Genomic DNA, 18,616 nt, shown 5'->3' with positions numbered 1-18,616 from the left:
AATACATTGCAGAATCAACTGATACTCAAAGCGATTGAAGAGGTGAGTCACAAGTTATTTGATAAACAAAAACAGATAGAGTTAGCTTTTGCATGTATTCTTGCAAACGGGCATTTGCTTATTGAAGACAAACCAGGTTTAGGCAAAACCACTCTGGCGAATGCCATGGCTCAAGTATTGGGTTTAAGCTTCAGAAGAATTCAGTTTACCAGTGACATGCTTCCAAGTGATGTTTTGGGCGTTTCTATTTTCCAGCCGAACACGTCTGAGTTTAAGTTTTTTCAAGGACCAATTTTTACACGACTGTTGCTGGCTGATGAATTGAACCGCGGTACTCCAAGAACTCAGAGCGCTTTGTTGGAGGCAATGGCTGAGAAGCAGGTGAGTGTCGATGGCAAAACTTATCCACTGGAAAAACCATTTTTTGTGATTGCCACGCAAAATCCAACAGATGAAGCCGGAACATTTCCTTTACCGGATTCACAACTGGATCGTTTTACGGTCAGTATTTCACTCGGTTATCCTTCTGAACAATCTGAAAGACAGCTCTATTCGGATCAGTTTGCTTCCGCTTTTAGAGCACCTTTGAAAAAAGTGGTTGATGAGAAACATCTTCTCCAGGTCCAGGAACATATTGAGTCGCTTTATGCCGGAGATGAAGTTAAAGATTATCTTCAACAATTGGTTGCCAAAACTCGAAGCCACAGTCTTTTGGTTGATGGTTTGTCACCAAGAGCCGGGCTGGCAATGTTTCGATTGTCTCAGGCAATCGCTTTTATCAATGGTCGTGATTTTGTGATTCCAGAGGATGTGAAAAATGCCTTCACGCCGGTCGCTCAGCATAGGATGAGAAGTCGTTCAGTTCAGAAAAAAGTGAAGAATATCTTATCGGAAATTCTGCATGAAACAAAAATCCCGTAATTCAGAGTCATTTAAAGACCGGCTATTTGCCAAATTTGCTCCGAATCTGGTTTTGCATAAAAGTCCCGAAACTTTGCCTCTGAACTTAAATTGGAGAAGAATTTTTGTATTACCGACAAAGCCCGGAATATTCTTTGGATTTGTTACTTTTTTGATGCTGATTGCCAGTCTGAATTTTAATAATAATCTGGGTTTAATGATGACATTCTTGCTGTTTGGAATTGCTCAGGTTGCACTTTACAGAACTTTTTTAAATTTGAAGAGTTTGACAATTCATCATGTTGAGGCTCAGCCGGTTTTTGCCGGTGAAGTAGCAATATTTAAATTACACTTAAAAACAACTGAAACAAAATTTGATATTGGCACAAAGAATAAGAGCTATGAAAATAGCGTGTTGGAGGTGATACCTGATCAACTCAGTAGTATTAAACACCGGCTGAGATCACAGAAACGAGGGTGGTTGCAATGTGATAAGGTTAAAATTTACAGCTCTTTTCCGTTTGGAATTTTTTACGCCTGGGTTTGGGTGAATATTGGTGAGAAATGTTTGGTTTATCCAATTCCGGAGGTGAATCCTCCACCGCTTCCACAAAATGCCGGAGATGAAGGAGATGCCTCCAAAATAACTCACGGTGATGATTTTCATGGTTTAAAACCTTTTCAGTCAGGAGATTCTTTGCGGTTGATTGCATGGAAAAGAACGGCTCAAACCGGAGAGTTGATTAGTCGTGAGTTTCAGCAACATCAGGGCGATAAATTGCTATTGGACTATTCAACTGTTCCATTGTCAGATATGGAAATGAAACTTTCCCGATTGACAGCTTGGGTTTTGAAGGCTCAAAAATTGCAATTGGATTATTGCTTGAAATTACCGGGGTTTGACTCTGGCTTTGGATATTCTAATGAACATTATCTGAAATGCTTAAAAGCGTTGGCATTATTTGGACTGGAAAATGAAACTGACTAAAGCAGAAATTTACAGTTTGAGTTCCAAACAGATATTCTGGATATTGTTGTCGGTTGTTATTTCCACGTTACCTCATATTCCGCGGCTTCCAATCTGGTTTCCGATTTTGTTATTGATGGCTGTAACCATTCGTTGGTTAACAGTACGAAGAAGGGTTCGTCCATTGCCCGGTTTTGTCGTTGCTTTTATGACGGTGTTTCTGACATTGGTCATTGTTTATGTGCATGGAATCGGTCTGAATCGGGAGCTAAGTGTCACGATTTTAGCTGTTATGACGGTCTTAAAAGTCCTCGAAACCTGGCGAAAACGTGATGCCTGGATGGTAGTGACTCTGTGTTACTTTGTAATTCTGACGCGTTTTTTCTATAGCCAGGATATTTTGCTGATTCTCTATTTGCTTGCTTCGGTTCTGGTGATAACCCACACATTATTTGTTTTACAACATAATGATGATGGCAAATACTTCCTCAAATCAGAGATTAAACAAACCGGTAGTTTAATGCTGGCAGGAATACCTTTGGCGGCATTGTTTTTTCTATTCTTTCCTCGGTTGGGCAGTCCGATTTGGGGTTCTCCTGACTTTTTTGGAAGCGGTAAAACAGGCATTAGTGAAGAAATGTCACCGGGTAGTATTTCTCAATTGTTTAGTGATGATTCAACAGCTTTCAGGGTTGTATTTGATAGCGAAATTCCTGAAATGTCGCAGTTATACTGGCGAGGACCGGTGCTGTGGGATTTTGATGGAATGACCTGGAGCCGAAATAAAAAGGTAAGTTCTGTTAAAAGAGATTTGAAAAAACCAAACGACCTTCCAATCGTTCATTATGAAGTCGAACTGGAACCAACCGGTCAAAAATATCTTTTTGCTTTGGATTATATTGTCGATTTTCCCTCAAAAGCGGACTTGAAAGCAGATTCACAACTAATGACCGAACTCGATATCAATCAATTGCGACATTATCAAGCCAGTTCTGTGATACAGCCATTTAATTCCTATGAAACATTATCAAGAGCGGATTTTGAAAGATTATTAGATTTGCCAACCGGTTACAACTCCAAAACCCAACAACTGGTTCAAACGTGGAAATCATCCACAAAATCACCTCTTGAGTTGATTCAAAAAATACTTCAATGGTTTGCTGAAGATGAATTTTATTACAGTTACACTCCGCCGTTATTACAGGGAGATACCGTTGATCAGTTTTTGTTTGAAACCAAAAGTGGTTTCTGTGAGCATTATGCATCGGCTTTCACTTATATGATGCGTGCAGCCGGTGTACCTGCCCGAATTGTCACCGGTTATCAAGGCGGAACTGTAAACGAAGAATATTTACAAGTCAAACAGTCTGATGCTCATGCCTGGTCTGAGGTCTGGATTCACGGAAAAGGCTGGATGAGAGTTGATCCAACGGCGGCAGTTTCACCTTTGAGAGTGGAGCGAGGTTCGCAAGCATTAATCTCTGAAAACTCCCGCAGTTGGCATGATACAGAGTGGTATAGAAAACTAGGTGAAAAGTATGATCGTGTGCGCCACAAATGGAATAAGTGGATTCGGGAATATAATGCTTTGAAACAAAAAGCATTATTTCAAATTATTGGATTCGAGAAACAAGATGCTAAAGCGATTGTGATTGTATTAGGAAGCATCATGCTGGCTACAACTGTTTTGGTTATGCTGTTTTTATATTTGACACGACCCAAACAAAAACTGAGTCAATATGATAAAGTTCTCAATCAATTCATAAAATTATTTGCCAAAGACGGCTTAACGAAACTCAATTATCAAGGAGTGATTGAGTATTCCGAATTGATAAAAAAACAATATCCTCAGCTGAAAGATGAAATTGATAAATTCATCAGTTTATATATCAAACTCAGATTTTCAAAATCTCCCAAAAAAATACAAAAAGCAGATTCACAACTTCAAAATTATCTGAAAGCTATCCGCCAGAAAATGATTAATGTCAAAAAACAGGTTGATTAGTATGTGATACGATTCAATTTTGTTTAGAATGATGTCGCTAAAAAATTGGAGTGGAGTGTGAAAAAAATATATTTGATTATTTTATTATTAGGAAATTTAGCTTACGCAGAAACTGAAGTTGTTAATGGAGCTGGTTTTGTAACTGTAGGTTCAACAGCAAGTGGTTGTGATTTTTCAAATATAACAACTGCATTGAATAATCTTGGAGGAGCTACAGAAGTCAGGATTGTTAGCAACACATATGATGAAAATCTGGTTCTTTTTTCTGGAATCTCTATGCGCGGAGGCTTTACAAGTTGTGCCAATGCCAATGCCAATATCAGTGATAATCATTTGAGAGCAACAATTCAGGGGTTGGTGTCCAGTGATAATCCGGTAATATGGATAAACGGATCGATTTCATCTCCAAGAGATTTTGTATTCGAAAATCTTGTCATTGAGAATGGATATTCTGATTTAGAACCCGGTGGCGGCTTGTATGCGAGTCATGTTAATGGCTCACTAACAATTAAGAATGTCTCAATTCAGAATAACTCATCAGCTGTCGGTGGCGGAGGGTTGGCTATCATCAATCAATCGTCTTCATTTCACACACAAGTAGATATTGAAAACTCAAGTTTTTATAGCAATGACGCTTTAGCAGGGTTTTCAGGAGGTGGAATATATTGTGTGACATCCGGAGCAGGAACTTCTTTGAACATGAATATTTCCAATTACTCTTCTGTCAGATTCAATCATGCTATTGCATCCGGTGCACTCGGTGGAAATGGAGGAGGCATTTATAGTAATGGCTGTGTAATTAATTTCTATTCCGGATCATCTTCCATCCCGGCGGTTTGGGGAATCGATTCAAACACAGCTGATAATAATGGCGGCGGAATCTATGCGACAGGTGGTTCGTATATTTCTTTAAATGGAAACCAATGTATAGGAGCAACATGTAATGGTGATCCTGATTCTCTCCCCGTCAGTCTAACACAGAATACTGCTAATGTTGGAGGAGCTGTCTATCTGGGAGGAACAGACACTTATATGGAAATCCTGGATGGATGGATTTATAATAATACGGCTAATGTACAGGGAGGAGCAATAGCTTTATTCGATAAATCCTATTTGTTCGTTAGGAGATCGAACAAGGAATGCTGGAACGAGGAAAGATGTAATTTCTTTTCTGCAAATCGCACACAAGGAGGAAGCGGAGGAGCGATTTATACAGAAAGCTCCAATGTGGCATCTAGTGTCAATGTGCAAATCAGCAATGCTTTTTTTGAAGATAACAGAGCCGCGACGGGAACGGCGATTTCTGCGAGGACTCCGGATGGTGTTACACCGGGACATGTTGCAGGTGTACAAATTGATAATAGCGTATTTAACCACAATGGTAATAATGGAAATGGAGGTTATCTGGATAACTATGTCATTAGCGCTATATTAGGAGCTGTCATAAAGGTTTATGAAAGCACATTTGCCGATAACAACGCAGAAATAGCTGTGTTTCAGATACATAGTGCAAATGGTTCGCAGTTGAAAATGCAAAACTCAATTGTTCATGATAGCAGTTCGGGAACTGTCATAAATTCAACCTTTCAAGGAAGTACCGATGTTCGTTGTTTAATTGCACACGAGATAGCATCTTTTGTTACACCTCCATTAAACCCATCAGGAACATTTGATCCTCAGTTTGTTAATCCGGCGAGTAGAGATTATCATATTGCAGCAACTTCTCCTGTTAGAGACTTGTGTGATGCATCTGATTTATTGTTTGGTAAAGATATGGACTTTGAGAATCGTGGCTGGGATGACCCAACAATTAGTGGTGATCCTTATGATGTCGGAGCCGATGAAACTTATGCCAGTGATATTATTTTTGAAGATGGGTTTGAATAAGCATTAAAAAAAGAGAGCTTCCGCGAAGCTCTCTCAGTAAATATCTGCATTGAAAAGAATAGGGCGAGGGTTACCAATGCAGATAGAGATTGAAATAAATATTTCTGCCTTCTCCCGGTAATCTGTAGGCTTGTAAATTTGAAGCATCAAAACCGACATCTGTATTCAGATTGTTGCGGTTATAACCATTCAGGTGGTTGTAATATTGTTTATTAAAAACATTATTCATGCCAAAAGCGATATTTGCGGAATCAGTGAGTTTAATATTCGATGCTAAATTCAGCAAACCATAACCGGGAGTTGTTTTTTCCTTATTAGTTGATGAAATATTTTCCTGAGACTGATAAGCGACAATCTCAGAAGATAGACTCCAGTTGGAATTGGCATAAACCAGCTCAATTCGGGTGTTCAAAGGTGCAATTCGATAAAGGTTATCGTCAATATCTTTGCGTTTTCCGCGAACATAGGATGTGACGTTATTCAAAGTGAGACTGGAGTTGAATTTGTAACTGAACTCCATATCTGCACCGTAAAGTTCCGCATTCACATTGTTGAATGTCAAAGTATTTGGTGGAGTCGGTGAGCTGGTTGTCGGTGTTCCTTGAATGTAGTCGCTGATATCATGATAAAAAACATGTGGCGAGAAACTCAGTTTGTCATTGCTGAAGTTTAAACCCAGCTCAAGTTGGTTGGCTTTCTCGGGTTTGAGGTTTAAATTTCCGAAATATTGCAAACCATCTGCCATTCCTGCTGTGGCTTCTAAAGGCAACCACAAATAGCGTTCCTGATAACTTGGAGAACGAGTTTTTCGCGCGAAACCATATTCTAAAGAGAGGTCATCATTAATCTTTTGCTCAAAAGTGATGGCTAAATCCAGATTGTTATCGTTGATATTTCTATCTAAATTATTGAATCTGTCTTGTAAGGCTCTATGCAAATTGCCCATAGAGTTTTGCATCATGGAAACGGAAGAATACACATCAGCAGCACTCATATCCACAAAAGTGTATCTCAAGCCGGTTGTCATTTGAATTTTTTCGGATAGTTTCTTTTCAAGTTCAGCAAATGCGCTGTGCCTGTATTTCCGTGTATCAAAATTGGTAATACTAAACATAGGATTATCAGGATTTGTAATTGTAGCTTGATGAGCTGTGAAATCTCCCTCAAGTCCAAATGTCAAATTCCCAAAAGCTTGATTGGAATTTGCTGTTAGTGAGTAGCTATTGTTGTTCACTTGAGTGAGTGAGTCTTTTTTATCTGTAGTGGAGCGAAACAAATAATTGTTCATCAAATGGTCGGTATTTTGATGAGAGAACTGCGAATTCAGAGATAAACTATCATTAACTCTTAACGCATGTTCCAAACTAATTACGCCACCTTCAGCATAAACAATGTCCATTGGTAATGAAGGCGTTCCTGTATTGCCGGTATCGTTATAGTTGAGTTTTAGTTTGAGTTCCTGATTATCAGATTTGAAGTTGTAGCCAAACATATAGAAATCGCGGTTATATTCTGTACTGTAATTTTTACCGTTCGGAAATTTAAAACTGTCACCGCTTTCACTATCAAAACCGAGATAGATATTATGGAATTCAGATGTGCCTGATAAAAGGACTGATGTTTTTTTGCCAGAGTTAACCGTTGAAAACCCTGAACTGACATCACCATGCAATTGAAATGCTTCTGACTGATTGATATTTTCTTTGGCGATAACGCTAATACTTCCTCCGATGGATTCGATAGCGGAACTAACCGGAGAAATTCCACGTTTTAAAACCACCGCATCAACCATCGAAGCGGGAATATGGCTCATTGCAGTATCCATTGAGTTTGAGCAAGATTCTTGCATGGTGATGTTATCAATTTGAACATTGACGCGGTTACCGAATAAACCGCGATATTGGGCGATGCCGGATAGAGGACCATTTCTATTGACATTCGCTCCGGGAATTTTTTTCAGAACTTCAGGCGTGTCGATGATGCTTTGAGCATTTTCCGGAAGTAATTTGACAATATTCTGTTGGTTGTTTTCATGTCCGATAACTTCGATATTATCTAACTCTTCTTTGTCAGTTAAGGTTTGTGTGAAAGCAAGTGATGATGAAGTTAGAAGTAACGACAATATGGTTTTATTCATGTTCTCAGTATTTTTTATTCGAATTCGGGCGACATGATACTTGTTCAGGCAGGATTGGTAAATGCGACAAATTGTCGCACCAAAGACGTTGAGGTAACAAAAATACTCAAAGTGGTTTAAAATTCCCAAATGAATCATTTTTCACGTCATGTTACTGCATTTTGGCTTAGAAATTTTCTGATAGTCGGTCAGATTGTCGTTTGGTTTACTACCAGAAACATCTGGAACATCATTTATCCGAGTTCAGTTTTGACTCTTAGCGGCATGTATTTTTTGATAAATATACTGTTCTGGCTGACAAGAAAAAACAGTAATGACTGGATATTCTTTTTTCAGCTTTTGATTGATATTGTTGAGCTGTCCTTGTTCTTTTATTTAACCGGCGGTTCGAGCAATCCTTTTACTTGGTTTTTGCTCATTCCAATCATATTTTCAGCTACCACGTTACGCTCAAAACACACATGGTTGCTGACACTTTCTGCTGTTATATCCTACACTTTACTGATTAAATTCTTTCAGCCTGTAAGTATGGAAGCAAGTATGCATCACAACCATCACCAAACCAGTTTTAGCCAGCATTTGATTGGTATGTGGCTTGGCTTTATTGTCATTGCTTTGTTGTTATCTTGGGTGATTATTGGTCTAGTAAATAATATTCGCAGAAAAGATTCCCAGCTGATGCAGGCGAGTCTCAATCAGGCGAAAAATGATAAAATACTGGCTTTGGCGACTTTAGCAACTGGTTCCGCACATGAGTTGGGAACACCTCTGGCAACCATAAACATCATCATTAAAGAGATGTTGAAGAATCCGCAACTTGTTGATTTTCATAAACAATTACAAATTGTGGAATCTCAAGTTTACAGATGTAAAGATTCTCTGACACAAATTACAGCCTCAACAGGAACGACACAAGCTATTAAAGGCAAGAAGTTGACTGTTGGGAAGTTCATTGAAAAAGTTCTGAACTCTATTCATCCACCAGAATCAGTTCAACTGGAAACGAAAGTTTGTGAGTTCACCAATCAACAACAGATGATTTCAGATAAAACTTTGGTTCAGGCTTTGGTAAATATTATCAATAATTCCTTTCAGGCAGAGTCCACAAAAGTTGTTCTTAAGAGTGAGATTTCATCCGATGAGTTAAATTTTATAATTACAGATAATGGAAAAGGTCTCGATGAAGAATTTGGCAAGCCGATAGATTCGGATAAAGAGTTTGGCATGGGCTTGGGGCTGTTTTTGGCTCACGCAACCATTCAAAGATTTTCCGGAAGTATTAATGTAAAAGATGTGGATTCATCCGGTACTCAAATTGTTATTTCATTGCCGATATTGCAAACATGAAAGAAAGAATCCTAGTTATTGACGATGATGAGATATTTTGTGAAGTTCTGGCAGGGGCTTTGCGAAACAGAGGATTTATTGTTGAAACGGCAAATAATTTTTCACAAACCGAACAAATAACCAAGAAGTTTTATCCTGATAAAGCAGTTGTGGACTTGCGGATTGGTGAGGATTCGGGACTCAAAGTTTGCGAGTTCTTATTGGCTGAATTTCCGGAAGTTTCAATTGTGATATTAACCGGCTATGCCAGCATAGCAACCGCCGTGGAATCCATTAAGTTGGGTGTGAAACACTATTTAACCAAGCCGACCGACGTTGACAGTATTTTGGCAGCTTTAAATATTGAAGAAGCGGATACTGATATTCCAATTCCGGAAAAACCATTACCGGTGAAACGATTGGAGTGGGAACATTTGCAAAAAGTCTTATCGGAAAATGACGGAAACATCTCAAAAGCAGCTGAGCAGTTGAATATGCATCGTCGAACATTACAAAGAAAGCTGAAAAAGAGACCTGTCAAAGATAGTGCAGAACAAAAAATAAATGACTAACAGCCTATTTTAAATTCTCTTCAAATTGATTAGAATTGAATCTTCTAATTTTCTAACATACTTCCATGTCAAAAAAAGTCGATAAAACTCACTCTCGTTCGGAAGTGATTCGTGATACTTTTGTACTGCAATTAAAACTGATTGTTGATGGTTTTAGGGATTTGTTATTAATGCCCGCCGTGTTTTTTGCAACAGTTTTTGGGTTAATCAAGCACCAAAAGCAACCAGGAAGATATATGTATCGTTTGCTGAGTTATGGCAAAGTTTCTGAAAAATGGATTGGGCTGTTTGATGATGCTGACAAGGACATAATGTCGCCAATTGATGTACAGGAAAAGAAACTGGATGATTTGTTAAAACGGGCTCAGACCACTTTGGAATCGAAATATATTGATGAACAGACTAAATCAAAAATATTGAATAAGTTAGATGTCGTTCTGGATGAAATCAACCATAAAATGAAAGCTAAACCAGCTGAAAAACCTAAAACCACAAACAGTTAATTCCAATTGAATTGAAACATATCTAAAATACTAACCTGAACCTAAAATAAACAGCTTTTTTTGATTCAGGATAAATTCAGGAATATTTTCATAAACTAGAGTCGTAATCTTTTCAGGAGAACGACTATGAGACATTTTAAATACATTTTAACTTTCGTATCTGCTTTAGCATTGAGTACTTTGGCTGTTGCTGACAAAGGACATGCAAAACACGGTTCTTTTTCAGGAAAGCCTCAGAGCAAGCACAGCGTTGGTGGAAAGCATCGGGGCTATTCTGAGAGCCGACACTCATACGGCAATAATCACCAAAATTACGGATATAATAACAGACACAATAACTATCGACATGATAGCAGAAGAGATTATGGTCATCATGACTATGGCAATAATCACAGAAGAAATTACGGTTATCATGACTACAGAAGATATGACAATAACCGCTACAGAAATTACCGTCATTACAATAATTATCGCCCTTATTATCAAAGCCGTTATCAGTATCGTCCATTAAGAGGTTTAGGATATTACTTTAGCCGTCCCGGGTATGGGTACGGACATTGGCATGATGGAATGTGGTGTGTCACTGTTCATCCACAGTCTTATTACTATGATTATTACTCAAACTACCCATACGACGGTGGCTGGAGATATGGCGATGGGGATTACGGAATAAACTTCTATTTTAGATTCTAAGCCGATAAAACCTAAGTTGAAGAAAGCCTGTTGAGTTTCAGCAGGCTTTTTTTATTGCAAACTCTTAATCAATGCTCTGGCCTTGTGCATTGACTCTTCGGCTTCATTCTCGGCAATGGAGTCGTAAACAATTCCGGCTCCGGCATGAAGAGTGAGTTCGTTGTTTGTTAATGTAAAAGTGCGAATCAGTATGTTTAAATCCATTCTGCCATCATCGGTAATGTATCCGAACGAGCCGGTATAAGCTCCGCGTGGATAATCCTCAAGTTCGTCGATGATTTCCATGCAATGAATTTTGGGACAGCCGGTGATAGTACCACCCGGAAAAGTGGATTTGATAGCATCATAATAGGTGGTGTTCTTTTTCAGCTTCCCAATTACATTCGATACGATGTGATGAACTTTTTCATAAGACTCAATCGTCATAAACTCATTGACTTTAACCGTTCCGGGGCGGCTAACTCTTCCCAAATCATTCCGTTCCAAATCAATAAGCATAATATGTTCTGCTTGTTCTTTGGGATGATTGATGAGTTCTTGAACTAATAGTTTGTCATGTTCCAAATCAGTTCCACGAGGCCGGGTTCCTGCAATCGGGCGTGTTTCAATAACTTGATTTTCGACTTTTATGAGTCGCTCTGGTGACGAACTGATGACCGAAAAATTTTCTGTTTGTAAAAGGCCTGCAAATGGTGCCGGATTGTGTTTTGACAACGATTGGTAGAGCGAAAATACATCAATTTTTTCTTTAGATTCAATATTCCACTTTCGAGCCAGATTAACCTGATAGACATCGCCTTTTTTGATGTAATCAATCACTTTTCTCACATTATTTTTGTAGAGTTCTACGTCATCATTTTGTAATTTCAATTGTGAATTTTCGGATACCGGAATTGTTTTTTGCTTCAATAGTATCTTCTTCAGTTTGCCGAGTCTTTTTTTGGAGTCAGCAACAATCCAAGCCTGATTTTTAATATGGTCGATAACAATGGACGAATGACTGCGAAAAGCTAAAGCCAGTGGTTGTCTTTCATCATGTTTGACATTTTGTAACTTGGTTTCCCACGCTTTGATTGCAGAGTAACTTAGATAAAGAAACCAACCGGAATAAAACGGTAAGGGAAAATCTTTCTTAGATTTGGGTATTTTCTTATCAAACTTCTTAAATAACCGATTGAGTTGCCCTTGTGAATAGGCAAAGCGAATGTCCTTTGATTTTTTAAAAAGAATGCTGTAACGACCGGTGATTTCGTTAACAATATGGCTATTGAGTAATGCCGGGAATTTCTTAGGGAAACTTCGAGCCAGAGCTTGTAAATCAGGAACTGTTTCCAGCTTGGCTCGAAATTGTTTTTTCACGAATTTTGTGATTATACTTTTTGAAACACAACGGTTGCATTGGTTCCGCCAAACCCAAATGAATTTGACATGACAATATTAACTTCTGCATCTCGTGAGTCATTTGCAATGTAATCTAAGTCACATCCTTCACCCGGGTTATCCAAGTTGATGGTTCCCGGTAACACCTGATCACGAATGGAAAGCACGCTGAATATCGCTTCAACACCACCGGCTGCACCCAGCAAATGTCCGGTCATGGATTTAGTTGAACCAACAGCCGTTTTATAAGCATAATCTCCCAGAGCAGTCTTGATTGCATCGGTCTCTCCTCTGTCGCCCAGAGGTGTGGAAGTTCCGTGTGCGTTGATGTAATCAATTTGTTCCGGGTTGATTTTAGCATCCTTCATCGCATTAACTATGCATCTCGCCGCTCCTTCTCCCGCCGGTGATGGTGATGTCATGTGGTAAGCATCCGAACTCATGCCAAACCCAATGATTTCAGCATAAATCTTAGCTCCACGAGCTTTTGCATGTTCATACTCTTCGAGCACCAGAACGCCCGCACCGTCACCCAATACGAAACCATCACGATCCTGATCCCAAGGTCTGGAGGCTCGTTTAGGGTCGTCATTTCGTGTGGACAATGCTTTTGCAGAGGCAAATCCTCCAATTGCTAAAGGTGTTGTCGCATACTCACAACCACCACACACGATGGCATCGGCTTCACCATAAATGATGGAACGCATAGCTAAGCCAATATTATGTGTTGCTGTCGAACAAGCGGTTACTGCTGAAAAACTCGGTCCCTTGATTCCATACATAATCGAAAGATGACCACCGGCCATATTGATAATGGTGCTGGGAACAAAGAACGGTGAGATTCTTCGTGCCCCTTTTTCCAGCCATGTCTCTGTGGTTTTCTGAATACCATAAATACCACCAATACCGGCACCGATATAAATACCGACTCTTTCAGCATTGTCGTCATTAATTTCTAAACCGGAATCAGCGATAGCATCAACTCCGGCTGCAATTCCATAATGCATAAAAGGATCCATTTTGCGGGATTCCTTTTTGTTGATATATTTGTCAATATCCAAATCTCTGATTTCCCCTGCAATGGTGCAAGCAAAATCGGTTGTATCAAAGTGAGTGAGCTGGTCAATACCACTATTGCCCGCTACTATGTTCTTCCAGGCTGTATCAATGGAGTTTCCAACAGGTGATACAATCCCCAAACCTGTTACTACAACTCTTCTTTGTTTCATAAAATCGTTCCCCTATTAAATTAAAAAAGCCACGTAACATGACGCAGCTTTATCTAAAGTTCAGTAATCAGCCCTGAAGATTAGGCGTTAGCTACTACATAGTCAATAGCACCTTGAACGGTTGTGATTTTGTCTGCATCAGACTCAGGAATTTCACAATCAAATTCTTCTTCCAAAGCCATAACCAACTCAACAGTATCCAGTGAGTCAGCACCTAAATCATCAACAAATGAAGCACTGTTATTCAACTCAGATGCATCAACATCCAGATCCAGTTGCTCAACAATAATTTCTTTAACGCGTTGCTCTTTATCGCTCATCTTGTTTTGTACCCCTTGGTGTAAATATAAATTTCGTGTGGTATTTTATGCAATGATAAAATAATAATCCAGTAATTAGTCCGGCTCAAAGGCATATATACCGGATAATTTGTCGTGATTGTCGCTAAAATGGTTGGTTATTTACCATATTTCGCTTCGTTATACATTTTTAAATCTTCTTCGAATTTCTCCTCAACGGTACTCACTTCCGCTTTTTTGGTTTCAATAAATTCGATTTGATAAGAAATCTTTTCATCAACGGCTTTAATTCTTGATTGTAATGAATCTGAAACCGGTTGACCTTTGCGTTCTGAGTCAGCTGCCATTGAGACCAATTGCTCACGGCTGTTTTTTTGAAACTCAAGGTTTTGTTGAGCGGATTCGATATTTTTTTTCAGTGCAAAGAGTCTTTCTTCTTTCAATCTTTCAATTTCTTTTTCACTGGTATAGGCCTTCAGGATGTTTTGACGCTTGACTTCTTCTTCAGCAGCTAATTTTTCTTCCGCTTCTTGCTGTCTTTTTTGCTCGGCGAGTTGATTTTCGACTTCTTTATCGACAACTTTTTCAACAACAATTCCGTGTTCGTTTAGCTCCTTATGTTCTTTATCAATTTGCTCTGGTGGAACTTTGTCACTGTATGTAACACGACCGTTTTCATCCACCCATTTGTACATTTTTTTCTTTGCTGAGGCATCAGAAAAAAACAAAAACAAGGATAAAACCAAGAGGACAAACTTCACATTATGCATTTCAATAAACCTTAAATTTTAAATTGCTAAAATAACTTGAATAGATACTACCACAAGCCAAACCACCAGCATTCTTTTCAAAACGCTTAATGTCACCAATTCGACATTTTTTTGTTCGTCAGGTTCAATTTCGCAAATTTCAACCGCGAAATCTGTTGCCTCATACAAAAAACTGTCATCCATGGATTTGATATTTTCAAAGCTCATATAAGGTTTGCATTTTTTGAAAATTCTTTCAAAATCACTGGCGATTGCCAGAGAAATAACCATCATCCATGCCGCCGGGAAGTTGAGCACTTTCATCAGACGCGTTGTCGTACTTTTCAATTCATTATCATTTTCAGTATAAAAATCGAGTCGCTCGCTTAAACGATAAATTAAAGCACCGGCAACTCCTAAAACAACATACCAGAAAAAAACTCCAAACCAACGATGCATGGAAACTTCAGTCATGGTTTTAATTAAAGTTGAGACTTTGGTGTTTTTTCTCAATCCCAGTCTTTTGTGAATTTCTCCGCTTTCGGCATCTTCTTTGAGACTATGTGGTCCAATGACATAAAAAAGAATCAAAACTGAAACCAATAACACACCCAAAACAGAACCAAAAAGTAGTGAAAGGATGAAGTATATCGCTAGTACGGGAAGAGCAACTGTGAGAATCACATTCAATTCAGGACTTTTAATTCCGCTAGATTTTTCAAACCACCTTGCCCAGTTTTTATACCAGGTAAAATCGCGCAGTTTATCCGGTTTTTTGATGGTGTGACTGATTAAATAAGCGAGTATGAGTGCCAGTAATTTCATTTAAGATTGTAACAATACAAGTGCTGATGATTATAACATGTTCCAATGAAGTTTAGCTGAATGTGTTATTTATTAATTTGTATTTATCTGCTTTTTTCAATATGCGAGACAGAAGTTTGAAAAACGAATCAATAAATCACACCATTTTCAGTAATAATTCACAAAAATCTAACATATTTTGTGCTATGATTTTGGAATCTTGCTGAAATATGGGTTTGACCAAACCACTAAACTCAGTTCGGTGAGATAGGGAATTATATTTTTTAAATTATTGACAGAGGAAATACCTATGAAAAAATACATACATACATACATTTTAGCGTGCCTGATATTTGCATCAGCTTCTCACGCAGTTAATTACCATGCCATTGAAAATCGACCGGATTTTGTAAGTCTCAATCCGCAACCAATGACGAATGAACATATCCTCAAGGCTGGTTTAGGACATGAGAATGCCTTAATCAATGCCAGTTATATTCGTTTTAATAAACGTGCCTTAAGTGTTTTCAAAGGAGAGAATGGCAAATTCTATGAAGCCCCAAACACACAAATGTCAGGTCAACAAATACCCATCAAAGTTCCTGACAGCAGCCAACCATTATTTCTGAATGTTGAGAATGTTCAGAATCTGATAGAAGGAGAGGATGTTGTCACTTATACAGGGCATGTAGAAGGCGATACCGGTAACTTCTTCACGATTTCTGTTGATGGTGATAATGTCATGGGAAAAATCAATTATGGCAAATTTATTTATATCATCGCACCACTGGAAGGTTCCGGCAATAAACACGCCATTGCCAAGTTGGAAAAAAGGTTGATGAATAAGGATACTAGCGAAGATGTTATTGGTGAAGAAGGTATTGAAAAAAAAGCTGTTAATTATGTTGAAAAATGGGCTAACGGTACAGGTTATGTAAAAGTATTGTTCTACTTCTCCAGTGATGTCTATTGGCCGAGTGCTTATGTTAGCACAATTGTATCTGAAATGAATGCGGCACTTTTTCGTAGCGGAGTCGCTTCCAATAACTCTATATCATCTGCCGGTATGAAAATTATAAACTCCACTTTTTCAGGACAATGTAAATATGATATTTTGAATAAAATGGGTTACTCATTAAGCGAATTTTCTAATATACAACAAGATATAGTTACTTATGGAGCTGATATTGCAGTCTTAATTGTTAGATCAAATACAGGTCAGCAATGTCAAGCTGGATTTAGTGGTAGAGTAGGTGGCTTAGCTTATGGCTATTTATCACAATATCCATTTGCAGTAGTCGCAGACTCTTATGCTTTGGGAGATTTGACAGCATTGCATGAGATTGGGCATATATTTGGTGGTGCTCATGCTGTTGCAGGGGGATATCCGGGTGTTTACTCATATTCCAGAGGCCTAATTTATTTTGATCACCAAAACCCGGATAATAGTTGGCAAACCATTATGGGTGCTTATGGAACAGGCTCTGATGACTGTGTCTTTAATGGTCCATATTCACCCTGTGAAAGAATAGATTATTTCTCAAATCCGAGTAAGTATTACAATGGGATTGCTACCGGTGCTTCCAATAGAAATATGAAACAATCATTAAATAATACAATGCCAATAGTTTCGGGATGGAGAGGGAATGCTTTGACTGTACCTTCAGCGCCCAATCCAATCTCATCGCAAAGCGGAGCTTGCTATGGTATGAATACAATTCACTGGACAGCGCAATCGAGCGCAACACAATATAAACTCTATTCATCCTCAAGTTCATCATTTGGTTCTCCGGCACTAGTATATAGTGGTTCAGCAACAGGAACATTCATAAATGTAGCTGGAACTGAGTATTTAAGGGCAAAAGCTTGTAACTCAGCAGGTTGCAGCGCATATAGCAATCAAGTCGTTGCCACATATACAAATGGTTGTTTTTAAATTGAACATTACGAAAATATTGATTTCTACGAATTGTGGAAACCAGTACTAAACCTCAAGGAGTTATTGATATGAAAAAATTAATATTCGCATTATTACTCATTTTTTGTTATTTATCTGTATCCGCCCAACAAGGTCCTGTAGCTCCTTGTGTGGACTGTGAGTCTCTATCAAAACGAACCGAACCTCATAATGGGATGTGGTATAACCCGGATCAATCAGGAAGCGGAATGACTCTTGACATACAGGATGGCAAACTGTTTGGAGTGGTTTTTGGGTACGATGATGATGGAAAGTCCAGATGGTGGACATTTGTTAACGATTTATCACCTTCTGATGAACCCAATATCATGTGGACGCTCAATGCTGATTTGATGCAGTTTGAGAATGGCAATAGTTTTAACAATGATTATGTTTTTCCTACTCAAACAGATTATGAGGGACAAATTTCACTGAAGTTCACACAAAAAAATCATGCTCTGTACAGTATCAATGGTGGAGAAGAGCAAAATATTGTGCCAATTATCTTTGGTGTTACAAAAAGCAGAGATTTTCCTGAACAGACATCTTTCCAGTTTCCTGAATTAAAAGGTGTTTGGACTTTGTTATATACGCTTAATCCTGAAATTGGTAATCCAATATATGCTCCATACCAGCCTTTTAATAACTTTTCTGAAACAATTGTTATAGGAAATAAAATAATTGCTGATGCAAATCAGGATGGAATCAATGAAACCCATTATCCGGTTTATTACTTTTATCCTTTAATTTACCCTGAATATTTGTTATGGGGTGATATCACATGCCAACTTATTTCAGATGATGAAATTGTAAGTCCCGGTTGTGAGTTTAGAAAAGATTATGGTTTATTTGGAAATGATCCAAGCAACAAACCACTTTTCAAAATGAAACTTGGCGGATTGGGTGCCTATCGTCTTTTCGGAGAAGATCAGGATGGTCATACTTTTGAAGCGATAAAAATCAGTTCGGATACAGGAATATTTTTTAATAATTAGTGTTATTCGTTAGACTTGGATGAAGTAATTTTGCACTGGCAACCCAATGTTATCATCAATCATTTGTAAAATAAAATTGTGACAATATTTTCTGGTTTCCATGATTTCTGGAAACCAATACTAAACCTCAAGGAGTTATTGATATGAAAAAATTAATATTCGCTTTATTACTCATTTTTTGTTATTTATCTGTATCCGCCCAACAAGGTCCTG

Annotated in this window: 16 protein-coding genes; 10 read left to right on the top strand and 6 right to left on the bottom strand. The window is 38.4% G+C overall.

From position 1 onward, the window contains the following. Positions 1 to 6 precede the first annotated feature (6 nt). Genes R3F25_12530 through R3F25_12515 form a run of 4 tightly spaced genes read left to right on the top strand, consistent with a single transcriptional unit; the run spans position 7 to position 5,759 of the window. The gene (locus R3F25_12530; GenBank protein MEZ5497626.1) at positions 7 to 921 is read left to right on the top strand and encodes a MoxR family ATPase; all 915 of its coding nucleotides are present in this window, start codon (positions 7 to 9) and stop codon (positions 919 to 921) included. Further along, positions 902 to 1,888 carry a DUF58 domain-containing protein gene (locus tag R3F25_12525; protein ID MEZ5497625.1) on the top strand — a complete coding sequence of 329 codons (987 nt, stop codon included), beginning with the start codon at positions 902 to 904 and terminating at the stop codon, positions 1,886 to 1,888. Before R3F25_12530 ends, R3F25_12525 begins: the two co-directional genes overlap by 20 nt. Further along, on the top strand, positions 1,875 to 3,872 hold the full coding sequence (locus R3F25_12520; GenBank protein ID MEZ5497624.1) for a DUF3488 and transglutaminase-like domain-containing protein: 1,998 nt from the start codon (positions 1,875 to 1,877) through the stop codon (positions 3,870 to 3,872). Before R3F25_12525 ends, R3F25_12520 begins: the two co-directional genes overlap by 14 nt. Before the next feature lie 57 nt (positions 3,873 to 3,929). Continuing rightward, on the top strand, positions 3,930 to 5,759 hold the full coding sequence (locus R3F25_12515) for a hypothetical protein (protein ID MEZ5497623.1): 1,830 nt from the start codon (positions 3,930 to 3,932) through the stop codon (positions 5,757 to 5,759). A gap of 70 nt (positions 5,760 to 5,829) precedes the next feature. On the opposite strand, the gene R3F25_12510 is transcribed toward R3F25_12515, so the two are convergent. Then, positions 5,830 to 7,896, bottom strand: coding sequence for a TonB-dependent receptor (locus R3F25_12510; protein MEZ5497622.1), 2,067 nt, complete (start codon positions 7,894 to 7,896; stop codon positions 5,830 to 5,832). A 129-nt stretch (positions 7,897 to 8,025) separates the two neighbouring features. On the opposite strand from R3F25_12510, the gene R3F25_12505 reads away from it, so the two are divergent. The 4 genes from R3F25_12505 to R3F25_12490 all read left to right on the top strand — a co-directional run bounded on the left by R3F25_12505 (position 8,026) and on the right by R3F25_12490 (position 10,990). Next, positions 8,026 to 9,243, top strand: coding sequence for an ATP-binding protein (locus tag R3F25_12505; protein MEZ5497621.1), 1,218 nt, complete (start codon positions 8,026 to 8,028; stop codon positions 9,241 to 9,243). Next, positions 9,240 to 9,794, top strand: coding sequence for a response regulator transcription factor (locus R3F25_12500; GenBank protein ID MEZ5497620.1), 555 nt, complete (start codon positions 9,240 to 9,242; stop codon positions 9,792 to 9,794). The genes R3F25_12505 and R3F25_12500 overlap by 4 nt, the downstream gene beginning before the upstream one ends. 65 nt (positions 9,795 to 9,859) lie before the next feature. Further along, positions 9,860 to 10,297, top strand: a complete 438-nt coding sequence (locus R3F25_12495; protein MEZ5497619.1) for a hypothetical protein — start codon at positions 9,860 to 9,862, stop codon at positions 10,295 to 10,297. A 126-nt stretch (positions 10,298 to 10,423) separates the two neighbouring features. Further along, on the top strand, positions 10,424 to 10,990 hold the full coding sequence (locus R3F25_12490; GenBank protein ID MEZ5497618.1) for a hypothetical protein: 567 nt from the start codon (positions 10,424 to 10,426) through the stop codon (positions 10,988 to 10,990). Positions 10,991 to 11,041: 51 nt separating this feature from the next. Here the strand turns inward: R3F25_12490 and R3F25_12485 are convergent, their stop codons facing one another. From R3F25_12485 to R3F25_12465, 5 genes are all read right to left on the bottom strand, one after another. After that, positions 11,042 to 12,349, bottom strand: a complete 1,308-nt coding sequence (locus tag R3F25_12485; GenBank protein MEZ5497617.1) for an aminodeoxychorismate synthase component I — start codon at positions 12,347 to 12,349, stop codon at positions 11,042 to 11,044. 11 nt (positions 12,350 to 12,360) lie between these two features. Continuing rightward, positions 12,361 to 13,599 (bottom strand): beta-ketoacyl-ACP synthase II, encoded by a 1,239-nt coding sequence (gene fabF, locus R3F25_12480; protein ID MEZ5497616.1) that lies wholly within the window; start codon positions 13,597 to 13,599, stop codon positions 12,361 to 12,363. An 80-nt stretch (positions 13,600 to 13,679) separates the two neighbouring features. Next, complete coding sequence (gene acpP / locus R3F25_12475; GenBank protein MEZ5497615.1) at positions 13,680 to 13,919, bottom strand: acyl carrier protein; 240 nt, start codon at positions 13,917 to 13,919, stop codon at positions 13,680 to 13,682. A 137-nt stretch (positions 13,920 to 14,056) separates the two neighbouring features. Further along, positions 14,057 to 14,659, bottom strand: coding sequence for a DUF4124 domain-containing protein (locus R3F25_12470; protein ID MEZ5497614.1), 603 nt, complete (start codon positions 14,657 to 14,659; stop codon positions 14,057 to 14,059). A gap of 27 nt (positions 14,660 to 14,686) precedes the next feature. After that, complete coding sequence (locus tag R3F25_12465) at positions 14,687 to 15,472, bottom strand: hypothetical protein (protein ID MEZ5497613.1); 786 nt, start codon at positions 15,470 to 15,472, stop codon at positions 14,687 to 14,689. 289 nt (positions 15,473 to 15,761) lie between these two features. Between R3F25_12465 and R3F25_12460 the strand changes: the two genes are divergently transcribed. Together R3F25_12460 and R3F25_12455 are read left to right on the top strand one after the other, a co-directional pair. Beyond that, positions 15,762 to 17,387: a M12 family metallo-peptidase gene (locus tag R3F25_12460; GenBank protein MEZ5497612.1), complete on the top strand. Its 1,626-nt coding sequence runs from the start codon at positions 15,762 to 15,764 to the stop codon at positions 17,385 to 17,387. A gap of 71 nt (positions 17,388 to 17,458) precedes the next feature. Next, entirely contained in the window at positions 17,459 to 18,403 is a 945-nt protein-coding gene (locus R3F25_12455) for a hypothetical protein (protein ID MEZ5497611.1), read from the top strand. Positions 18,404 to 18,616 lie beyond the last annotated feature (213 nt).

This window comes from Gammaproteobacteria bacterium, from assembly GCA_041395445.1.
GTDB lineage: Bacteria > Pseudomonadota > Gammaproteobacteria > Xanthomonadales > Marinicellaceae > NORP309.
This window is presented reverse-complemented; position numbering and strand designations above follow the sequence as displayed.